This is a genomic window from Mycolicibacterium novocastrense, assembly GCF_001499835.1.
GTDB classification, from domain to species: Bacteria; Actinomycetota; Actinomycetes; order Mycobacteriales; family Mycobacteriaceae; genus Mycobacterium; species Mycobacterium novocastrense.
The window spans coordinates 19,810-38,675 of the sequence record NZ_LQIH01000013.1; the positions used below are offsets into that span (position 1 = coordinate 19,810).

An 18,866-nucleotide genomic window follows, 5' to 3' on the forward strand; every position below is an offset into this window, starting at 1 on the left:
CCGCCTCATTTTTGCTTCCATGGCTGTGCCGAGGGCCGACGAACGACCCTGGCTGCAGTTTCGGCGCGCCGCCTGGGTCGCTCAGCGGTAGTTGACGAATTGCAGCGCGACGTCGAGGTCGGCCTTCTTGAGCATGGCGATGACGGCCTGCAGATCGTCGCGCTTCTTCGATGAGACCCGCACTTCGTCGCCCTGGATCTGGGCTTTGACGCCCTTGGGGCCCTCGTCGCGGATGAGCTTGGTGATCTTTTTGGCGTTCTCGCTGTCGATGCCCTGCTTGATGGTGCCGCTGACCTTGTAGGTCTTACCCGAGGCCTGCGGTTCGCCGACGTCGAAGGACTTCATCGAGATGTCGCGGCGCACCAGCTTTTCCTTGAACACGTCGATCGCGGCCTTGACGCGTTCCTCGGTCGAGCTGGTGATCGTGATGGTCTCCTCGCCCTGCCAGGCGATGGAGGTGTCGGTGCCGCGGAAGTCGAAGCGGGTGGCCAGCTCCTTGGCGGCCTGGTTCAGGGCGTTGTCGACTTCCTGGCGGTCGACCTTGCTGACGACGTCGAACGATGAATCCGCCATGGGATCGCTCCTCCTTGATGGTCGGGTGACGGTCAGGTGCCGTTTTCGTCTTCAGCCCATCCTCGTTGTACCCTGCTAGTCGCACCAAACCGGGTCGCCCGGAGGTGCACAACACCCAGGCAGGTTGCCCGAGCGGCCAATGGGAGCGGACTGTAAATCCGTCGGCTTACGCCTACGCAGGTTCGAATCCTGCACCTGCCACTCTGCATGTCAGGTCCGCTTTCGCGCGGGCCTGCCTGCCTTTGTGAGCTAGCAAATGAGGCTAGCGGCCTAAGGCAACGCCCGAAGCGCCACGCGGCGCGCCCGCGATCCCTTCAAGGCGGCGAGCGTCTCCTCCGAAGGTGCAGCCACGAGCAGCGCCACGAAATCGTCGAGCAGAGAGCTGACGTGCAATGCATACGACGGAACCGGCAGTCCGAACGCACGGTATCGATGACGGTCGGCGCAAGCGTGCACACACATCGCGGAGACCCTGTGGATCCGCTCCTCCCGGATGGGTCGCGGAATGTGCTTGGTGATGTCGCTGACCCTCTTGACGTACTCCCGATGCGAGCGCTGATGCTCCTCAGGCAGATTGGCGAGCGGACTGACCGACGAGTCGTAGCGCAGCAGCTGCTCCAAGAACGAGACGTAGAAGCAGTTCTCGTCCTCGGCCAACTCGATGAGCGGCAGCTGATGCGCCTCGATGATCGCCCGTAGATCATCGGCGGGAGCCCGGGCGGCCAGCAGCCGGCGTCGCTGAGTCAACTCCTCGAGGCGGTGCAACAGAATCGCTTGTATCAAGCCATCTTTGGACCCGAAGTGGTATTGGACCGCCGACTTGTTGGCCATGCCCGCCTCGGCGCCGATCTGGCGCAGTGGAACGCCGTCCAAGCCGCGCTGCGCGAACAACCGCTCGGCGGTGAGCACCAGCTGCTGCTTCGCCGACGGCTCCACCGGCACAGACGCGGATTTTGACATGACGCCCAGAATCCCACACTGGACGGATTAAGTCTATCGACTTAGAGTTCAGTCGACCGACTCTAAGGGGTGCACATGGCCGACCCGGCATATCAGGACGTGATGCTCGCTGATCCTGTCTTCGGGCCCGTCTGGGAACGACCGGGCCTCAGTAGGCGAGATCGCCGGTTGGTCACGCTCACCTGTGTATGCGCCCTTGAGAGCGTCGACCACATGAACCAGCACATGTACGCCGCACTTGCCAGCGGTGACATCACCTACGACGAGATCCTCGAGTTCGTACTCCAATTCGCCGTCTACTGCGGCTGGCCTCGGGCGTCCGAAGCCGAAGGAGCGGCTCGCAGCCAATGGGCACGGTTGGCCGCCGAGCGCGGTGAGGAGGTCCCCCCGCGGTCCGATCTGCCGGTGGACTCTTTAGGGCCGACCGATCACCACGTCCGCCTCGACGAGGGCGAGAAGTGCTTCGTCGAGGTCAACCTGCTTCCCCCGCCACCGCGCGACTCGCCGTACTTTCAGGCGGGCATCCTCGCGTTCGTCTTCGGCCATCTCTGGCAACGACCCGACCTCGGCCGTCGTGAGCGCCGCCTGATCACCGTCGCCGCCGTCGGAGTGTCGGGCGCGCTCGGGCCGATCTACTCGCATGTCGGCTCGGCGCTGGAGTCGGGTGATATCACCCGTGCGGAGATGAACGAGGTCATCCTGCAGTTCTCCGCCTACAGCGGATTCCCCAAGGGCCGCCTGCTGCAGACGGCCGCCGACGAATCGTGGCGGCGGATCGCGTCCGCCTCGGAAGGAGACTGATGTCGAAGCCACTCGAAGGCAAGGTCGCCTTCATCACCGGTGCCGCCCGAGGGCAGGGCCGCGCGCACGCGGTGCGGTTGGCGCGCGACGGAGCCGACATCATCGGTGTCGACATCTGCGAGGACATCGCGACGATGACGTATCCGAACGCCACGCTCGACGACCTCGAGGAAACCGAACGGCTCGTCGAGAAGGAAGGCCGCCGCATGGTGGCACGCAAAGGCGATGTCCGCAGCTTCCACGACATACAGGCCGCGGTCGACGCCGGCGTCGAGCAGCTCGGCCGTATCGACATCATCATCGCCAACGCCGGAATCGTCCGCCTTGCAGGCGAATCCGACGACTTCATGCAGGACTGGCAGGACGTCATCGATACCAACCTCACCGGCGTCTACCACACCATCCGAGCCGCCCTGCCCGTCATGCGCGACGGCAAGCGCGGCGGGTCGATCGTCATCACCAGCTCCACCGCGGGCCTGAAGGGCACCGCCTCACTCAACGCCAGCGGTAACGCCTACGCGGCTGCGAAGCGAGGCGTGGTGGCGCTGATGCAGAACCTCGCCAACTACCTTGCCCCGGAATGGATCCGCGTCAACACCATCCACCCCACCGGGGTCCTCAGCGGCATGACGCAGAACGACGCGATGAACGCGCTGATGGCACAAGCCGCGGAAGGCGGCCAGAACGCGATCTCCGGCATGGAGAACGCGCTCCCGTTGCCCATCCTTCAGCCCGAGGACGTCGCCAACGCCGTGGCCTTCCTCGTTTCCGAAGAGGCCAAGTTCATCACCGGCATTCAATGGCCGCTCGACGCCGGCTTCACGATCCGGTGAACCTGCAGGACGCCACCGCGGTCATCACCGGCGGAGCCAGCGGCATCGGCCGTGCGACCGCACACTCCCTGGCCGCGCGGGGAGCGCGGGTCGTGATCGCGGATGTCCACGCCCACAACGCCGATGACGCCTCGGCGCAACTGCGAGAGAACGGTTACACGGCCGAGGCGTTCGTATGCGACGTCGGAACCGATCACGCCTTTGCCGACCTTCGCGACTTCGCTCTGGACCGGTTCGGGTCGGTCGACATCGTGATGAACAACGTCGGCGTACTGACCAGCGGTCGACCCGACCATCTGCCGGTCAGTGAGTGGGAGCGGATCATCGATATCAATTTGATGTCCGTCGTGCGCAGCAACGCCGTCTTCCTCCCGCTTCTCATCGCGCAGGGTCACGGCCACATTGTGAACACCGCGTCGTTCGCCGGTCTCTACACGTACTCCTACGACCGGATGCCTTACGCGGCGACGAAGGCCGCGATCGTCCAGATCTCAGAAGGACTCCGGCTTTATCTGCAGCCGCAGGGGGTCGGTGTCACCGTGCTCTGCCCCGGCCCGGTGGCGACCAACATCCTCGCGACGATGCCTCCCACATTCGGTCCCGAGGTCCAAACCGGCTACCCCGGCGAACAATTTGGGATCCTTCTACCAGACGAGGTCGGCGAGCAGGTCGCCGAAGCCATCCTCAACGACACCTTCATGCTGTTCACCGACGATCAGGTTCGCGACGTCCTCGTCGAGCGCGCCTCGGACTGGAACTCCTTTATCGCCAAGCAGACCGAGAAGCTGGCCGAAAGCTGAGGCGACCGCCCCGGCCGCATTCAGCGCCGGGTGATCGCGCGGCTGACCACCTCGGCCACTTCCTGTTCGGTCAGCGCGCTGTCCTCGATCAGCGCGTGTGACAGCACGGTCCGGACGACGACCTCGGCCGCGGCGACCGGCGTCAGGGCGAGTTCGTCCGAAGGCGGTATTGCCTGCGCGACCATCGCCGCCACCGTCTGCACCAGGTTCATTCGGCTGTTGCCGACCGGCAGCCCGGCGTAGAGCAACCAGTGGGGTTCGTGGTCGCGAACGTAGACGAACGCCTGGTGAGTGCGCAGGTAGCGCAGCGCGGTGGTGACGATCGCGGCGGTCTGCGCGGTCGGGTCCGCCTGCGGGTCAAAGGCTGCGACCGTCGCGGCGATCATCGCGCCGATCTCCTGCTCGGCGATCGCGCCCAGCAACCCGTCTTTGTCGCGGAACTCGCGGTAGGCCGTGGCCCGCGAGACGCCGGCACGCTGCGCGACCTCGCGCAAGGTCAGCCGATCGAGGCCGCCCTCGGCGATCAGGTCCAAAGCGGCCCGCACCAGCTGTGCCGACGAACGAGTCCTGGCCACCGACTCTTTCTACCGCAGCACCATTGCGGCCTACCGCAAACTGAGACTAGATTGCCAATTAGTCTCAGTAAAGGAGTGCGCCCGGTGACCCAGACTCCGAGCATGTCGACCGACGGGCCCGCCCTGCCCGAACTCGATCGGTACCTGGCGTCCCTTCCGGTCAGCGAGCGGGACCAGCTGACGGCCCAGCTCGCGGCCCTCAGCGACGCCGACGTCCGAAGCCTCGGCGTCAGCGAGCCGCAACTGGCCGAATACGACTACTCGGTCGACGACATCGACGGAACCATTCCGGCCGACCTCGAAGGCACCCTGTACCGCAACGGGCCCGGCCGCTGGCAGGACCACAGCGGTCGGCCGCTGCACCATCTCTTCGACGGCGATGGCATGCTCTCGGCGTTCACCATCGCCGACGGATCGGTCCACTACAAGAACAGGTACGTGCGGACCAACCACTATCTCGGCAAGACCGGGCTGAACCCTATGGGCACCGCCGCGCCCGGTGGCATCAAGTCCAACATCGGTCGCCTTCCGCCGAACCTGGCCAATACGAACGTCGTTGAACACGCCGGCCGGCTCTACGCGCTCTGGGAAGGTGGACCGCCCCACGAAATCGACCCTGAGACACTGGAGACCACCGGCGTTCGCCGATTCGGCGGTGAGTTGCGGTGGGTGGGTTCGTATTCGGCGCATCCGAGTTTCTGTCCGCGTACCGGCGAGATGTACAACTTCGGCGTCGAGTTCATCCCACGGCCACACCTGCGGATCTATCGCACCGATCCGGCGGGCCGGCTGAAGCACTACCGTTCGGCGCGACTGCCCTACGTCGCCATGGTGCACGACTTCGCGCTCACGGAGAGCCATCTGGTGTTCGTGGTATCGCCGATCATCCCGGCGGCTTTACCGGTGCTGTTGGGGCTCAAGCCGATGGGCGACGCCATGCGGTACCGGCCCGAGAAGGGCAGCGTGTTCGTGTTGGTGCCGCGCGACGGCGGCAAGATCCGCACCATCGAATACGACCCCGTTTTGATGTTCCACCTCAGCAACGCCCACGACGACGGCGGTGACACCGTCATCGACGCAATCACGTACGACGACGGGCGACTCCTGGGGCGGCTCAACCGATTCCATGTGGCGCCCCTCGATGACGCACCCTCGACGTTCATGAGGTACCGCATCACGCGGTCGGGACGTGTCCTGGCCGAACCGCTGTCGGGGCTGCCCTGCGAATTCCCCCGGCACAACGACGCATTCGAGGGCCGCAAGCACCGGTACGCGTACCTCAACACGCGCCACCATCTTGTCTCGTTCTACGACTCGATCACCAGACTCGATCTGAGCGACAATTCCGCGGCGACGTACACCACGCCCGAGGCCGGAAACAGCTTCTGCGAACCGGTATTCGCCGCCAAACCCAACGCGACCACGGAGGACGACGGTTGGGTGCTCTCCGTCGAGTACCAGGCGCGGACGCATAAGTCTCGGCTGGTGATCTTCGACGCAGCGGATATCGCCGCCGGCCCGATCGCCGCCGCCAACCTGCGCCACCACATCCCGCAGGGCTTCCACGGCAACTTCGTCCCGCGGCCCCGGTGACGGTGTGAGGCTTCGGACGGTCCTGACGAACCGGTTATGACGCGGATCGGCGGTCAGGACGCTGCGGGACAGCGACCTTGGCGACCGACTCCATGGCCACCGCAAACCGCGGATAGATGACGGCGGGGCCCACCCAGCGCGCGAGGAAGGTTCGCAGTTCGGTGCCGGTGGGGTGTTTCTTGTTGGTGTCGACGAGGTACGAGTACAGGATCCGCAGCAAGAACTCGGCGAGCTCGCCGAGCGCCTCTTCGTCGAACCCGTTTGCCTCCCAGTCCACCTCGTACCGGTGCAGCATCGATCGGCTGAAGGCCATCGCGGTGTCGGACGACAGCGACGGTGCGAGCTCACCGCGGGACCTCTTACTCAGGATGTAGATGATGCGATCGTCGCGGGACAGGTTCTCGATCGCGAACGCCAGCCCCTCGACTACGGCGGTGACGGCGTCGGTTTCGTCGCCCACGTGATGGGCCAACTGATCGAGGAAGCCGTCGCCGGAGCGCATCACTGTCGCGAGCAGGAGCGCCTCGGTGCCCGGGAAGTAGCGGTACACCGTCTGCCGGGTCACCCCCAGCGACCGCGCGACGTCGGCGATTCGCATGGCCGAGCCGCGCTCGGCGATGATCTCGTCGGCGGCATCGAGGATGCGGCTGATCGCCTCCTCGTCAGAGGCGGGTGTGTTGCCCGACCAGCCATGGCGCCGCGCCACTAGTCGCCCACCTCCGCGCCCTGCATGTCGCGATCCTAGCGGCGGGGTTCGCCAACACCGGCCATGCCGACCGAGTACCAGTGGGCGGCGCTCTTCGGCTCCTCGTCGTATCTGTCGCACCAGCGTTCCGCGAACGGAGGGAGATTTTCGTGGGTCGGGTCATGGTTCGGCCCCTGTGATCGGACCAGGCCGGTCAGCATTGCGATCATCTCCTTCCTGGGCACGCCGGCGTAGGTGGCCTGCCCGGGCTCGGTCATTTGTCGGGCGGCGCGAGCCGCCGCGAGCAAGGACGGCGGTGTCATTCGGTCGGGCAGCAGGCGGCCGTAGTGGCCGCCGTCGGCTGCCGGGACATGCTTTTGGAACCCGCGAGAGACGATCCCGGCGATCTCGCCGAGGTGCACGGCGACGGAGCCGATCGTCCTGGCGCGATAGAGAAAGTCGCCGTGCACGGCGTTATACACCATCAGCGCGGAGCTGCGATGCTCGATCTCCTCGACGAAATGCCAGAGGAACAGCGATGCGACGCGTTCGTCGCCCGGTGCGAACAGCTTGTCCTCGTGGTCGAGGAACACCTTGAAGTAGGGCGTGAAGGTGTTCTCGATCACCGCGGTGTACGCGAGCCGCCACGCCAAAGGTTTTGTGGCAGTGAGGCGGTCGTAGGAGGCGATCACCTCGTCCATCGTCTCCTGCAGGCCCGGCCACCGCCGGACCAGCGCACGGAAGTGGCTCATGTGCGCCGCCGAGTGTTGTGCCTCCTGCCGCAGGTAGGCGTTCGCCTCCTCGGCTTGCCGTGGATCGCGCATCAGCGGGATCGCTTCGCGGGTCGCGTCGACGATGAACTTCTCGAAGCCGGGTGCGAAGAAGGTGATCAGATTGCACTGCATCGCGAACGCCGGCCGCTGCGGGTTCCAGTTGAACGGCACGTCGTCGCCGCCGAGATCGAATCGGACGCGCCGCATCTTCAGGTTGGACATCGTCGTCGGACTCCTCGTCGAGTGGGTCGATCAAATCAGACCATACGTCTTGCGAATTGTGTATTCTTCGCGAATGGGCCGATTGGCGGAATGTGATGCTCTGCTCGGTCAGCCCTTCGACGACCCGGACGATGTGATCCGCGCCGCCGTCGCCGACGCGAGCGTCCCCGCCCTGCTGATGTCGATGGTCCACATGACCGGCGACATGGGCGTGCTCGACGAAATGCCCGGCCCGTATGCGCTCATCGCGATGGACCTGCAGGGTGCGATGAGCGAACCCGACAAGCAGAAGGTACGCGACCGCGCCGTCGAGGTGATCCGCGACTACCGAGACCGCGGATGCCCCGCGCCGTTCGTGCCGGACGCCGAGCAGATGCGGGTGATGCTCAACGTGATCTCGGCGGGCACGGTGACCGAGGAGTTCGTCGACTATGTCGCCGCGGACCTGCGTTTCACCGACGCCGATCAGTGTGGACCGGTGCTGGCATCGACCGCGCAGCAGCGCCACGACTTTCCGGTCGTCGTCATCGGCTGCGGTGAAGCCGGACTGCTGGCCGGCATCAAGCTCAAGGCCGCCGGTGTGCCGTTCACGATCGTCGAGAAGCGGTCCGCGGTCGGCGGCACCTGGCTGGCCAACCGGTATCCGGGCTGCCGTGTGGACATCGCCAGCCAGTACTACACCTATTCGTTCGAACCGACCGACCACTGGCGGCACTACTATGCCGAACAACCCGAGATCCTGCAGTATCTGCAGAACGTCGCCGACAAGTACGGCGTCGTGCCGCACGTGCGCTTCGACACCGCGGTCACCGGCGCGACGTGGGACGAGAACTCGGCAACCTGGCGGGTCACCGTCCGGGGCGCCGACGGGCGAACCGAGGAACTGACCTCACGCGCCGTGATCTGCGCCGTCGGCCAGTTCAGCAACCCGGTGATCCCAGACATCAAGGGCGCCAACACCTTCAGCGGACCGTCCTTCCACACCGCCGACTGGCGTGACGACGTCGATCTGAAAGGCAAGCGGGTCGCCGTCATCGGCGCCGGCGCCAGCGGGTTTCAACTCGTGCCCGCGATCGCGGACCTGACTGAGCATGTCGACGTCTATCAGCGCACCCCGCAGTGGATGGCGCCCAACCCGATGTACCACGACGTCGTTCCCGACGGGGCACGGTGGGCGATGCGGCACCTGCCGTATTACGCGCGGTGGCTGCGGTTCGTGTCGTGGTGGCCGATCGCCGACGCGCTCGACGAACAGGTCCGCATCGACCCGCACTGGGACAACGGCGGCTTGTCGTGCAACGCGTCCAACCACGCCATCCGCGAGATGTTCATTGCGTGGATGCGCAACTTCTGCACCGACGAGGACCTGCTGGAGAAGGTCACACCCAAATACCCGCCTATGGGCAAACGGACGTTGCAGGACAACGGAACCTGGCTCACCACGCTGCAGCGCAACGATGTCGAGTTGGTCACCGACGGCATCGCCGAGATCACGTCCCACGGCGTCATCACCGTCGACGGCGTGCACCGCCGCGCCGATGTGCTGGTGTGGGCCACCGGTTTCGATGTCAACCATCAGCTCGGCCCGATCGATGTGCGCGGTCTCGACGGGCTCGCACTCAACACCGCCTGGGGTGATTCGGCGTACGCGTACCTGGGCGTCACGGTGCCGGGATTCCCGAACTTCTACTGCATGTACGGCCCAGGCACCAACGGCGTCAACGGCGCCAGCATCATCTACAACTCGGAGTGCCAGATGCGCTACATCATGGGCTGCATCGACATGCTGCTGGCCGGCGGGTACGACTCGGCGATGCCGCGGGCGGACGTCTGCGCCGACTACGACCGTCGCAACCAGGAACGTCTCAGCCAGATGGTCTACAGCCACCCTGCAATCTCGAGCAGCTACTACAAGAACGCGTCGGGTGGGTTGCCCACTCTGTACGGGTTCCGCATCTTCGACTACTGGCGATGGACGAGCCACCCCGATCCAGACGACTACGAACTGCGGAGCTCGGACAGGACCGCTGAACTCAGCCGACCTTGAGGTACTCGAGGATGGCGCTGCCGACCACTCGGGGCTGATCGACCTGCAAGAAGTGTCCGGCACCGGGAATCGTGCGCACTCGGCTACCCGGCGGGAGCGCGTCGATGACCCCGTCGAAATAACCGGGCTGGACCGCGCCGTCCTGTTCACCCTGGAGTACGAGCACCGGATGGCTGGGCAGCTTGAACCGGAACCGGTGCAGGCCCGCGTATTGCGCTGCGGGACGGGTGAATCGAACCATGGACCGGTAGTACGACACCGCTGCCTTGCGGTGGGCGAGCGAGGGCAGCGCGTCCAGCGTCGCTGCGACACCGTCGCGCACGTCCACCCCTGGTGGCGACCAATCCCTCCAGAGTCGGGGGATCACCCGGTGCAGCACCCGCTCCGGCACGAACGGCAACTGGAAGAACAGCACGTACCAGCTGCGGCGCAGTTGGATCGCGGCCATCCGCAGATTCTGGCCCAGCCCGCGCCGCGAGTTGTCCATCGCCGCGAGCGGGGGCACCGACATCACGATGTGCTCGGCGAACGGGGAGCCCGGGTAAGCGGCGAGCCCGCTGGCGGTGAACGCGCCCCAATCGTGGCCGATCAGCACCGCGTCGGCCGGTCGGCCGAGGTGCGCGTGCAGGTCGACCATGTCGCACATCAGCGCGCCCAGGTGATAGTCACCGTCGGGCGCGGGTTCCGTCGGGTCATAGCCACGCGTGAACGGCGCGATCACGCGAAAGCCGTTGTCCACCAGTATCGGTGCGAGCGTCCGCCAGCTGTACGCACTGTCCGGGAAGCCGTGCACGCAGATGGCCGGCCTTCCGTCCGCGGCTCCCCAGCTGAGCGCGCTCATCCGCAGCCGCGGGAGATCGAACTCGATGAGTTCCGGATCGGTCATTTCGTGACCATACATTAATTCACATCTGTATTGTGTGGGGTGACGATCGGCGATGAGGAGCACAGGCTCGATGAGCTTCGACGTGGTGATCAAGAACGGCCGGTACTTCGACGGAACAGGCGGTCCGTCGGCTATCCGCAACCTCGGCATCCGCGACGGCCATGTCGCCGTGGTAACCGACGAACCGATCGGCGGCGTCGAGGAGATCGACGCGTGGGGGAAGTGGGTTCTGCCCGGGTTCATCGATATTCACACCCATTACGACGTCGAGGTGCTCAACGGTCCGGGCCTGACCGAGTCGCTTCGCCACGGCGTGACCACGGTGGTGGTCGGATCGTGCTCGCTGTCGACGGTGCATGTCGGCGGCGTCGACGCGGGTGATCTGTTCGGCCGGGTGGAGGCGATACCGCGCGAGCACGTCATCGCCGCCATCGATCGGCATAAGACCTGGTCCACCGCCGAGGAGTACGCCCGGGCCCTCGAGGCGCGGCCCCTCGGGCCGAATATCACGGCGTTCATCGGCCACTCCGACATGCGCACCGCCGTCATGGGGCTCGAGCGCGCGACGACGTACGACGATCAGCCGACGAAGGCAGAACTCGCGCAGATGGAACGGTGGCTCACCGAGGCGCTCGACGCCGGCTTCATCGGCCTGTCCTCCCAACAGCTGCTGTTCGACCGGCTCGACGGCGATGTCTGCCGCTCCCGCACGCTGCCGTCGACCTACGTGAAACGGCGGGAGATGCGTCGGCTCACCCGGCTGGTGCGCCGGCGCGGCCGGGTGCTGCAGAGCGGACCCGACATACAGCATCCGCTGAAGATGGCGGCACAGCTCGTGCGATCGATCGGTGGGGTGCGCCGTCCGTTGAAGATGAGCTTTCTGGCTGCCGCCGACGCCAAGTCGAACCCGATCGGCCACAAGATCCTCACCGGCGCAGCGCGAGTCGTCAACGGGCTCGGCGGCGACTTCCGGTGGCAGCACCTGCCAGTGCCGTTCGAGGTCTACGGCGACGGCATCGATCTGGTGATCTTCGAGGAGCTCGGCGCCGGCGCCGCGGCTCTGCACCTGCGCGACGAGGTGGAACGCGACGAGCTCATACAGGCCGAGGACTATCGACTCCGGTTCCGCAAGGAGTACGACAACAAGTTCAAGATCGGGGCCTGGCACCGGGACTTCTTCGACGCCGACATCGTCGCCTGCCCCGACGAATCATTGGTGGGCAGAACCTTCGGGCAGGTCGGCTTGGACCGCGGTCTGCATCCCGTCGACGCCTTTCTCGACCTCGTGGTCCGGTACGGCAGCGCCCTGCGCTGGCGCACCGTCATCTCCAACCACCGGCCCAGAATCCTGAAGAAACTCGCCGTGGATCCGGGTATTCAGGTCGGTTTTTCCGACGCCGGTGCCCACCTGCGCAACATGGCCTTCTACAACTGCAATCTGCGCCTGCTGCGCCATGTCCAGCAGAGCGCCGAGGCCGGTGCGGAGTTCATGACGGTCGAGCACGCCGTGCACCGACTGACGGGCGAACTGGCCGACTGGTATTCGCTGGACGCGGGCCATCTGCGGGTCGGGGATCGCGCCGACGTGGCCGTGATCGACCCCGCGCACCTGGACGAATCGCTCGACGCCTACGCCGAGGAGACCGTCGATCAGTACGGGGGGCTGAGCCGGATGGTCAACCGCAACGACGACGCGGTCACGGCGGTGCTGGTCGCCGGCCGCACGGTCGTGCGCGACGGCGTCCCGACGGAGCTGGTCGGCACGGTCCGGACCGGTAGCTTCCTGCGCGCCGGCCAGACGATCCCGGCACCGGCCGAGGCGGTAGCGGCCAGTGGGTGACATCGACTACGCGCAGATCGACCCGGAACTGCGACGGATCGCGCGGATCCTGCCGAAAGGTTATGCGCTGCACCGAGGTTTGGCGGTGCCGCGCGCTTTGATGGCGCTCGCCGGGTACACCGGGCGGATGCGCGGCGTCGAAGTGGCCCGCGTGAACAGCGACGTCGCCGTCCGTGTTCACCGTCCGCGCGGTAGCGCGCCGCCCGGTCCGGCGCTGTTGTGGATCCACGGCGGCGGAACCGTGATGGGCTCTGCGGCACAGGAGGATCGGTTCTGCAGGAAGCTGGCCAACTTCACCGACGTGGCGGTCGTCGCGGTGGATCATCGCCTCGCGCCGGAGCATCCATACCCGGCGCCGCTCGAAGACTGTTACACCGCACTGCAATGGCTGACCCGGCAGCCGTGGGTGGATCCGGCGCGGGTCGCCGTCGGCGGGGCCAGCGCGGGCGGCGGATTCGCCGCGGCGGTGGCGCAGCTCGCCCATGACCGCGGCGACGTCGAACTCGCACTGCAGATGCTGGTCTACCCGATGCTCGATGATCGGACCCCTGCGGAGTCCCGGCGCCGGGTGATGTGGACTGCGCGCGACAACCGCACCGCCTGGCAGTGGTACCTCGCCGGTGCCGACCCCGAGGCGGCGGTCCCGGCGCGCCGCGCCGACCTGTCCGGGCTGGCCCCGGCGTGGATCGGCGTCGGGACCCTCGACCTCTTCCACGACGAATGCCGGGCCTACGTGCAGCGGTTACGGGACGCCGGTGTCGACGTCCACGAGGAGATCGCCGATGGCGCGTTCCACGCTTTCGATCTGATCGCCCCGAATGCCTCTGTGTCGCAGCGCTTCTTCGCCAGTCAGGTGCGCGCGCTGCGCGCATCCCTTGTCGACGATCCCGTCCGTTACTGAGGTAATCCCGTGCCACGACAAGAAGCTCTCGAGCTCACCCGCCGCGTCCTGAAGCACTTCGAGAACGACAGCCTTGACATCGCCGATCGGGTGTGGCGCGAGCCGCGCAGCGCCTACGTCGACCGCGACCGTTTCGAGGCCGACATCCGGATGCTGCGCAGCATGCCGCACGTGATCGGCTGGGGAGGCGAGGTCGCCGCCCCCGGCTCGTATGTGACGAAGGATGTGATGGGCACACCCGTTCTGGTGACACGGGCGCAGGACGGTGCGCGGCGCGCGTTCATCAATGGCTGCGCACATCGAGGCGCGCAGGTGGCCGACGGCTGCGGTGCAACGCGAACGCTCACCTGTCCCTATCACGGCTGGACCTACGGCCTGGACGGTCGGCTCAAGGGGGCGCCCGCCCGCACGATGTTCGCCGGAGCAGACCTCGAAGACCGCGGCCTGATCTCGTTACCCATCAGCATGCAGGGTGGGCTTCTGGTCGTGGGACTGTCGGCCGACGTCGATGTGTCGACGGCGCTGGACGGTATCGCGACGCCGTTGTCCGACTACGCCTTTGACCGGGTGTTCCACGTGGAGACCCGGCGCTACGACATCGCATGCAACTGGAAGCTCGCTGTCGACGTGAACTTCGAGGGTTACCACTTTCCCTTCGTCCATGCCGACACCTTGGACCCGTTGGCATCGAACAACTCGGTCTACGACATCTACGGCCGGAATATCCGCTGGGCCTTCCCGTTCCGCGAAATCGTGCAGTACCGAGATCTTTCAGAGGCCGACTGGCCCGACCAGTTCTTCGGCACGGTGGTGTACGGGCTGTTTCCCAGCTGCGTGCTGATCGAGGCACCGGGCACATCGCAGATGCTGCGCGCCTACCCGGGCAGCAACCCGGGCGAGACCGTGGTCTACCTGTCCATCTCGGCACCCGCGGAACCGGTCACCGACGACGAACGCGCCTGGTACAAGATGGGACTCGATGGCGCCGCCCAGGTTCTCGAAGGACAGGACTTTCCGATGGCCGAGGCGTGCCAGCGCGGTCTGACGGCCGGCGTCGACCACGTCGTCTTCGGCCGCAACGAGGCGCTGCTGCACCACCTCGCCGCTATGCGGAACCAAGCGCTGCTGATCTGAGGGATTGCGGGCGGCGAGCGCCCGCTCACCGGTGTAGGACAACGCCACAGCGCCGCAGGTCCTTGACCACTGCCCGCGCGAGGTCCAGTGTTTGGGTAGGTCGACCGATACGCAGGGGAGGGCCGCTGATGAGCATCGACGATGACCCGGTCACCACGCTCGATGACCTGCGCAGTGATTTGGCGCGCCGGCACAAATGGACAGCCACCGGCGGCGCCTCGGTCGACCCGGCCGTCGTCGACGCCGATATGGCGGCGCTCGACCGCGACGGCTATCTCATCTGGGAAAACCTGCTCAGCGCCGACGAGTGCGCGCAGATCAAGGAGACGGTCGCGCCGTGGCTCGCGCACACGGGCCGCAACTCGTTCGAAGGACACCGCACCCAGCGCGTCTACAGCCTGCTGAGCAGGACTCGGGTGTGCGACCGGTTGGTCGACCATCCGCGGGTGTTGGCGGTCCTCGATCGACTGCTGATGGACAACTACCTGCTGTCGGCCCTGCAGGCCATCAACATCCAGCCCGGCGAGACGGCGCAGTTGGCCCACCACGACGACGGCTTCTACCCGATCCCGCGACCACGCGAACCCCTTGCCGCCGCGACCATCTGGGCGATCGACGACTTCACCGCCGACAATGGCGCCACGGTGCTCTACCCCGGCAGTCACCGCTGGGGCAGGCGTCGCCCCGAACCGGGCGACCCCGCGATACCCGTCGTCATGCCCGCCGGTTCCTGCGTCTTCTTCGTCGGCACCCTCTGGCACGGCGGCGGCGCCAACACCACCGACGCCGCGCGACTGGCCGTCACCGCCCAGTACTGCCAGCCGTGGCTGCGGCCGATGGAGGCCTTCACGCTCTCGATATCCCGCGACACCGCGCGCGAGGTCTCCGATGACATCCGCCGCATGATCGGCTACAGCATCCATCCACCGTTCGTCGGCGCCGTCGACGGCCTGCACCCCCTGCGGCTGTTGGAGCAGCCGTAGTCGAAGATTGCACACAGGGATCTGGGCGCTAGGACACGATCCGCGCACCGGTTTCCAGCTGGGCGGTTCCCACTCAGAACGCGTCAGGATCTCCAGGCTCGGTCTCGAGTACCTCACGGTTGAAGATCAACATCTTGGCGAAGTACAGCCCGCCCGCCGACACGACGCCGAGGACGATCAGGTCGGGGACCAGGGAGTCCGAGGGTGACATCAGCGCGACCAACGAGAAAGCCACCCAGACGAGGGCGGCGATCGCCACGGGCACCTCGAAACGGCCCAGCCCGAACGCACCTTCCTTGCGGCCCAGCCGCTTTCGCACCGACAGGTACAGCACCGTGATGGCCCCATAGATCAGCGCCGGCAGGATCGTCGACCCGACAATCAGCTGCAGAAGGGCCTGACCGGGCAGCGCCACCATGAGGACGACACCCACGACGAACATCAACACGGTCGCGGGAATCGGTGTACGGGTGCGCTGGTTGACCCGCCGGAACAGGGTATAGCCGGGAAAGCGTGAATCGCGTGCCATGGCGAAAACGATGCGTGAGCACGAGGCCAGCATCACCATCGCCGCACCGAACATCGCGAACGCGATACCCGACAACAGGATTCGCTCCGTGACGGGCCCCAGCTGACCGCGAATGATCATGGCGACGGGCGATTCGCTGGTGCTGACCTCGGGGATGCTCTTGATCGCGACGGTGAGAATGAAGATGAAGATGAAGCCCAGGACAGCCGACGCGATCACCGAGGAGACGATCGCCCGGGGGACACTGCGGTACGGATCCTTGGCCTCCTCGGCCAGATTGGCCGCCGAGTCGAATCCGACCAGCGTCACCAGTCCCATCACCATCCCCGCCATCAAGCCGCCACCGATCGCGAAGTAGTCGGATGCGCCGGCGGCGACACCCCGCGAGACGACATTGTCGACGGTTCCGCTGCCGCTGTGCACCATCACCGCCCCCAGGACGATCACCAGCACGACGACGATCGTCAACTCGAGTGCGACCGCGGTCGAAGTGACCACGCCGAGCAGTCGGGTCGATGCGATGACGAGCACCGTTTGCATCGCCAGCAGCGCCAGCGTGATCAGCCGGGCGACATCCTCATCCGGTGCGATGCCCAGCAGCGGCATCAGCGCTTGACTGGCGAGCGCGTTGTCCATCGCCACCACTCCGATGGCCAGAAACCAGAACGTCAACCACCCGAAGAACCAACCGACCTTCGGGTTGGCCAATCTCGATGCCCACTGATAGGAGGACCCGCTGAGCGCGATGCGGGCGGCGAACTGCGCGACCACCAAAGCTACGAGCGTCTGCCCGACCGCCGCAACCAACCACAGCCAGATGCCGACGGGTCCCGAACTCTGAAGGACAGCACCATAACTGGCGAAGACACCGACGGCGACCGAGATGAACGCGAACGAGATCGCGAACACCTGAAACGAGCCGAGGCTCCGCTTCAGTTCGGGCGTATAGCCGCATTCCCGAGACTCGTCATCGGCGGACCGACCATGCACGACGTCCTCTGTGGTCATCCGCCCCTCCTGCACTAGATGAACAGTAGGGCACCGAATATTCCATAGACGTCAATTCCGCGCTTATCTTCGCGGCCGGTCGGTACGTTCGTTTCACTGTCCTCAGCCTTCGGAAGGTCGATTCATGACAGCGGTCGCACCGGACGACGAACTTGCCGACGAATTTGTGAGGACTGCGGCTACGAACCGGAGCTCAAACACTCCCTCGGCGCCCGTTCTGACGGTGATCGTGGGCGGGTTGTTCGTCCTCGGTGGGTTGTACTTCGTCAAGCTGCGCATGTTCAGCCGCGACGTCCTGGAGACCGAACCCGGAGAACTCAATGTCTTCAAGCACTGAAGGGTCGACCGAAACGCTGACGGGAGACGTTGTGCGGCCGGGAGATTTGGGCTACGACGCGGCGCGACTCGGCTACAACCACCTGTTCTCTCCGCAACCCGATGCGGTCGTGTTCTGCACGGGCACACAGGATGTGGTCAACGCCGTGGCATGGGCACGACGCAACGGTCTGCCCCTGCGGGTACGTAGCGGACGGCACAGCCTGGAGGGCTGGTCGGCTGTCGACCACGGCCTGGTGATCGATGTGAGCCGGATGAAGTCGACCGCCATCGACGCGGCCTCACAGGTTGCCACCGTCGGCGCCGGACTCACTCAGTTGGAAACGGTCACAGCGCTCGGCGCGACCGGTTTCGCCGCGCCGACGGGAACCGAAGGTACCGTCGGGCTTGTCGGTGCGACCCTCGGCGGCGGCTTCGGTCTGCTCACCCGCCGATACGGTATGGCGTCCGACAATCTGCTCGCGGCGGAGGTCGTCGTGGCTTCGGGCGACGACGGCGCGACGGCGATCATCACCGACGAGCAGAACAACCCCGATCTGTTGTGGGCATTACGCGGCGCCGGCAACGGCAATTTCGGCATTGTCACATCGCTGACCTACCGCATCCATCCCTTGACGCAAGCCATCCATGTCGTGGCGACGTGGTCGGGGCTCGGGCAGCTTCCGCCGGTCTTCGACGCATGGCAGCACAGCGCCCCACACGTCGACGATCGGCTCACCAGCCAGTTGGAGATCCGCCGCGAGGAGATCGTGATGGTCGCGGTACTGACCGACGGGTCCGAGGCCGATGCCAAGCAGATGCTGGCGCCGATCCTCACTGTCGGCAAGCCGCACATCTCGACCGCCGACGCGCGGTGGGCGGATGTCTACGCTGGCTTCCAGATACCACCCGCCGACGAAGCCGCGAACTGGAAGTTCCTGTCGCAGTTCATCTATGAGCCGTATCCGCCGGAAGCCATCGACCTCGTCGCATCGTTCATGTCGAGGGCTCCGACACCGGACTGCAACTATTTCACCAATGCCTTCGGTGGCGCAGTGCGGACAAGTGAGCCGTCCGGTGGTTCCGCGTTCGCGCACCGCGATGCGCTGTTCTACGCCGAACCCGGTGCGGGGTGGGGTGTCCGCGGCGGGGTCTCGGCCTCCGACGATCCGCTGACAGACGGGTGCCTGACGTGGTGCGCCGAGTTCGCGGAAGCACTGACGCCGTACGTAAGTGGCGCCTACGTCAATGTCCCGAATGCCGGTATGCCTGGATGGGAATCGGCGTACTGGGGCGACAATGTGGGGCGGTTGCGCGCGATCAAGGCGAAATACGATCCTCAGAACGTGTTCGCCTTCGAGCAGAGCCTTTCGGTCGACGCCGCCTGACCGGGGGGCGAACGGCAGAC

18 protein-coding genes and 1 tRNA gene are annotated in these 18,866 nt (G+C 65.9%); 12 read left to right on the forward strand and 7 right to left on the reverse strand.

Going from position 1 to position 18,866, the window contains the following annotated elements; all coding sequences use genetic code 11:
• Positions 1 to 81: 81 nt before the first annotated feature.
• On the reverse strand, positions 82 to 573 hold the full coding sequence (locus AU072_RS12625) for a YajQ family cyclic di-GMP-binding protein (RefSeq protein WP_064414076.1): 492 nt from the start codon (positions 571 to 573) through the stop codon (positions 82 to 84).
• Between the two features lie 118 nt (positions 574 to 691).
• Here AU072_RS12625 and AU072_RS12620 point away from each other — a divergent pair.
• Positions 692 to 774 (forward strand) — tRNA-Tyr (locus tag AU072_RS12620).
• Positions 775 to 843: 69 nt separating this feature from the next.
• Here AU072_RS12620 and AU072_RS12615 read toward each other — a convergent pair.
• Positions 844 to 1,533, reverse strand: coding sequence for a TetR/AcrR family transcriptional regulator (locus AU072_RS12615; protein ID WP_064414077.1), 690 nt, complete (start codon positions 1,531 to 1,533; stop codon positions 844 to 846).
• A gap of 75 nt (positions 1,534 to 1,608) precedes the next feature.
• Between AU072_RS12615 and AU072_RS12610 the strand changes: the two genes are divergently transcribed.
• From AU072_RS12610 to AU072_RS12600, 3 genes are read left to right on the forward strand one after another with little or no spacing between them, the layout of a single operon-like run.
• Complete coding sequence (locus tag AU072_RS12610) at positions 1,609 to 2,334, forward strand: carboxymuconolactone decarboxylase family protein (RefSeq protein ID WP_064414078.1); 726 nt, start codon at positions 1,609 to 1,611, stop codon at positions 2,332 to 2,334.
• Positions 2,334 to 3,167 (forward strand): mycofactocin-coupled SDR family oxidoreductase, encoded by an 834-nt coding sequence (locus AU072_RS12605; RefSeq protein WP_064414079.1) that lies wholly within the window; start codon positions 2,334 to 2,336, stop codon positions 3,165 to 3,167. Before AU072_RS12610 ends, AU072_RS12605 begins: the two co-directional genes overlap by 1 nt.
• Positions 3,134 to 3,967 (forward strand): SDR family oxidoreductase, encoded by an 834-nt coding sequence (locus AU072_RS12600; RefSeq protein ID WP_064414080.1) that lies wholly within the window; start codon positions 3,134 to 3,136, stop codon positions 3,965 to 3,967. Before AU072_RS12605 ends, AU072_RS12600 begins: the two co-directional genes overlap by 34 nt.
• A 20-nt stretch (positions 3,968 to 3,987) precedes the next feature.
• Here AU072_RS12600 and AU072_RS12595 read toward each other — a convergent pair whose 3' ends face one another.
• Positions 3,988 to 4,542: a TetR/AcrR family transcriptional regulator gene (locus AU072_RS12595; RefSeq protein WP_064414081.1), complete on the reverse strand. Its 555-nt coding sequence runs from the start codon at positions 4,540 to 4,542 to the stop codon at positions 3,988 to 3,990.
• An 84-nt stretch (positions 4,543 to 4,626) separates the two neighbouring features.
• On the opposite strand from AU072_RS12595, the gene AU072_RS12590 reads away from it, so the two are divergent.
• A complete protein-coding gene (locus tag AU072_RS12590; RefSeq protein ID WP_235629916.1) occupies positions 4,627 to 6,135 on the forward strand; it encodes a carotenoid oxygenase family protein in 1,509 nt (502 codons plus the stop codon).
• A gap of 34 nt (positions 6,136 to 6,169) precedes the next feature.
• Here AU072_RS12590 and AU072_RS12585 read toward each other — a convergent pair whose 3' ends face one another.
• Together AU072_RS12585 and AU072_RS12580 are read right to left on the reverse strand one after the other, a co-directional pair.
• Positions 6,170 to 6,841, reverse strand: a complete 672-nt coding sequence (locus AU072_RS12585) for a TetR/AcrR family transcriptional regulator (RefSeq protein WP_064414083.1) — start codon at positions 6,839 to 6,841, stop codon at positions 6,170 to 6,172.
• Between the two features lie 35 nt (positions 6,842 to 6,876).
• Entirely contained in the window at positions 6,877 to 7,815 is a 939-nt protein-coding gene (locus tag AU072_RS12580) for a metal-dependent hydrolase (protein ID WP_064414084.1), read from the reverse strand.
• Positions 7,816 to 7,888: 73 nt separating this feature from the next.
• Between AU072_RS12580 and AU072_RS12575 the strand changes: the two genes are divergently transcribed.
• A complete protein-coding gene (locus tag AU072_RS12575) occupies positions 7,889 to 9,862 on the forward strand; it encodes a flavin-containing monooxygenase (RefSeq protein ID WP_064414085.1) in 1,974 nt (657 codons plus the stop codon).
• Here AU072_RS12575 and AU072_RS12570 read toward each other — a convergent pair.
• Positions 9,849 to 10,748, reverse strand: a complete 900-nt coding sequence (locus tag AU072_RS12570) for an alpha/beta fold hydrolase (RefSeq protein ID WP_064414110.1) — start codon at positions 10,746 to 10,748, stop codon at positions 9,849 to 9,851. The genes AU072_RS12575 and AU072_RS12570 overlap by 14 nt on opposite strands.
• Positions 10,749 to 10,818: 70 nt before the next feature.
• Between AU072_RS12570 and AU072_RS12565 the strand changes: the two genes are divergently transcribed.
• From AU072_RS12565 to AU072_RS12550, 4 genes are all read left to right on the forward strand, one after another.
• Positions 10,819 to 12,588: an N-acyl-D-amino-acid deacylase family protein gene (locus AU072_RS12565; protein ID WP_064414086.1), complete on the forward strand. Its 1,770-nt coding sequence runs from the start codon at positions 10,819 to 10,821 to the stop codon at positions 12,586 to 12,588.
• Complete coding sequence (locus AU072_RS12560; RefSeq protein ID WP_064414087.1) at positions 12,581 to 13,489, forward strand: alpha/beta hydrolase; 909 nt, start codon at positions 12,581 to 12,583, stop codon at positions 13,487 to 13,489. The genes AU072_RS12565 and AU072_RS12560 overlap by 8 nt, the downstream gene beginning before the upstream one ends.
• A gap of 9 nt (positions 13,490 to 13,498) precedes the next feature.
• Positions 13,499 to 14,623: an aromatic ring-hydroxylating oxygenase subunit alpha gene (locus tag AU072_RS12555; protein WP_064414088.1), complete on the forward strand. Its 1,125-nt coding sequence runs from the start codon at positions 13,499 to 13,501 to the stop codon at positions 14,621 to 14,623.
• 128 nt (positions 14,624 to 14,751) lie between these two features.
• On the forward strand, positions 14,752 to 15,606 hold the full coding sequence (locus AU072_RS12550; RefSeq protein ID WP_064414089.1) for a phytanoyl-CoA dioxygenase family protein: 855 nt from the start codon (positions 14,752 to 14,754) through the stop codon (positions 15,604 to 15,606).
• 73 nt (positions 15,607 to 15,679) lie between these two features.
• Here the strand turns inward: AU072_RS12550 and AU072_RS12545 are convergent, their stop codons facing one another.
• Positions 15,680 to 17,143 (reverse strand): amino acid permease, encoded by a 1,464-nt coding sequence (locus AU072_RS12545; protein WP_064414090.1) that lies wholly within the window; start codon positions 17,141 to 17,143, stop codon positions 15,680 to 15,682.
• A gap of 124 nt (positions 17,144 to 17,267) precedes the next feature.
• Here AU072_RS12545 and AU072_RS12540 point away from each other — a divergent pair, with 124 nt between their 5' ends.
• Together AU072_RS12540 and AU072_RS12535 are read left to right on the forward strand one after the other, a co-directional pair.
• A complete protein-coding gene (locus AU072_RS12540; RefSeq protein WP_064414091.1) occupies positions 17,268 to 17,480 on the forward strand; it encodes a hypothetical protein in 213 nt (70 codons plus the stop codon).
• Positions 17,464 to 18,846 carry an FAD-binding oxidoreductase gene (locus AU072_RS12535; RefSeq protein WP_064414092.1) on the forward strand — a complete coding sequence of 461 codons (1,383 nt, stop codon included), beginning with the start codon at positions 17,464 to 17,466 and terminating at the stop codon, positions 18,844 to 18,846. The genes AU072_RS12540 and AU072_RS12535 overlap by 17 nt, the downstream gene beginning before the upstream one ends.
• Positions 18,847 to 18,866 lie beyond the last annotated feature (20 nt).

Bases quoted from the DNA above. Each gene is read 5' to 3' on its own strand.
- AU072_RS12545 (WP_064414090.1), bottom strand. From the start codon at position 17,143: ATGACCACAGAGGACGTCGTGCATGGTCGGTCCGCCGATGACGAGTCT.
- AU072_RS12625 (WP_064414076.1), bottom strand. From the start codon at position 573: ATGGCGGATTCATCGTTCGACGTCGTCAGCAAGGTCGACCGCCAGGAA.
- AU072_RS12605 (WP_064414079.1), top strand. From the start codon at position 2,334: ATGTCGAAGCCACTCGAAGGCAAGGTCGCCTTCATCACCGGTGCCGCC.
- AU072_RS12570 (WP_064414110.1), bottom strand. From the start codon at position 10,748: ATGACCGATCCGGAACTCATCGAGTTCGATCTCCCGCGGCTGCGGATG.
- AU072_RS12580 (WP_064414084.1), bottom strand. From the start codon at position 7,815: ATGTCCAACCTGAAGATGCGGCGCGTCCGATTCGATCTCGGCGGCGAC.
- AU072_RS12565 (WP_064414086.1), top strand. From the start codon at position 10,819: ATGAGCTTCGACGTGGTGATCAAGAACGGCCGGTACTTCGACGGAACA.
- AU072_RS12550 (WP_064414089.1), top strand. From the start codon at position 14,752: ATGAGCATCGACGATGACCCGGTCACCACGCTCGATGACCTGCGCAGT.
- AU072_RS12540 (WP_064414091.1), top strand. From the start codon at position 17,268: ATGACAGCGGTCGCACCGGACGACGAACTTGCCGACGAATTTGTGAGG.
- AU072_RS12575 (WP_064414085.1), top strand. From the start codon at position 7,889: ATGGGCCGATTGGCGGAATGTGATGCTCTGCTCGGTCAGCCCTTCGAC.
- AU072_RS12600 (WP_064414080.1), top strand. From the start codon at position 3,134: ATGGCCGCTCGACGCCGGCTTCACGATCCGGTGAACCTGCAGGACGCC.
- AU072_RS12615 (WP_064414077.1), bottom strand. From the start codon at position 1,533: ATGTCAAAATCCGCGTCTGTGCCGGTGGAGCCGTCGGCGAAGCAGCAG.
- AU072_RS12535 (WP_064414092.1), top strand. From the start codon at position 17,464: ATGTCTTCAAGCACTGAAGGGTCGACCGAAACGCTGACGGGAGACGTT.
- AU072_RS12610 (WP_064414078.1), top strand. From the start codon at position 1,609: ATGGCCGACCCGGCATATCAGGACGTGATGCTCGCTGATCCTGTCTTC.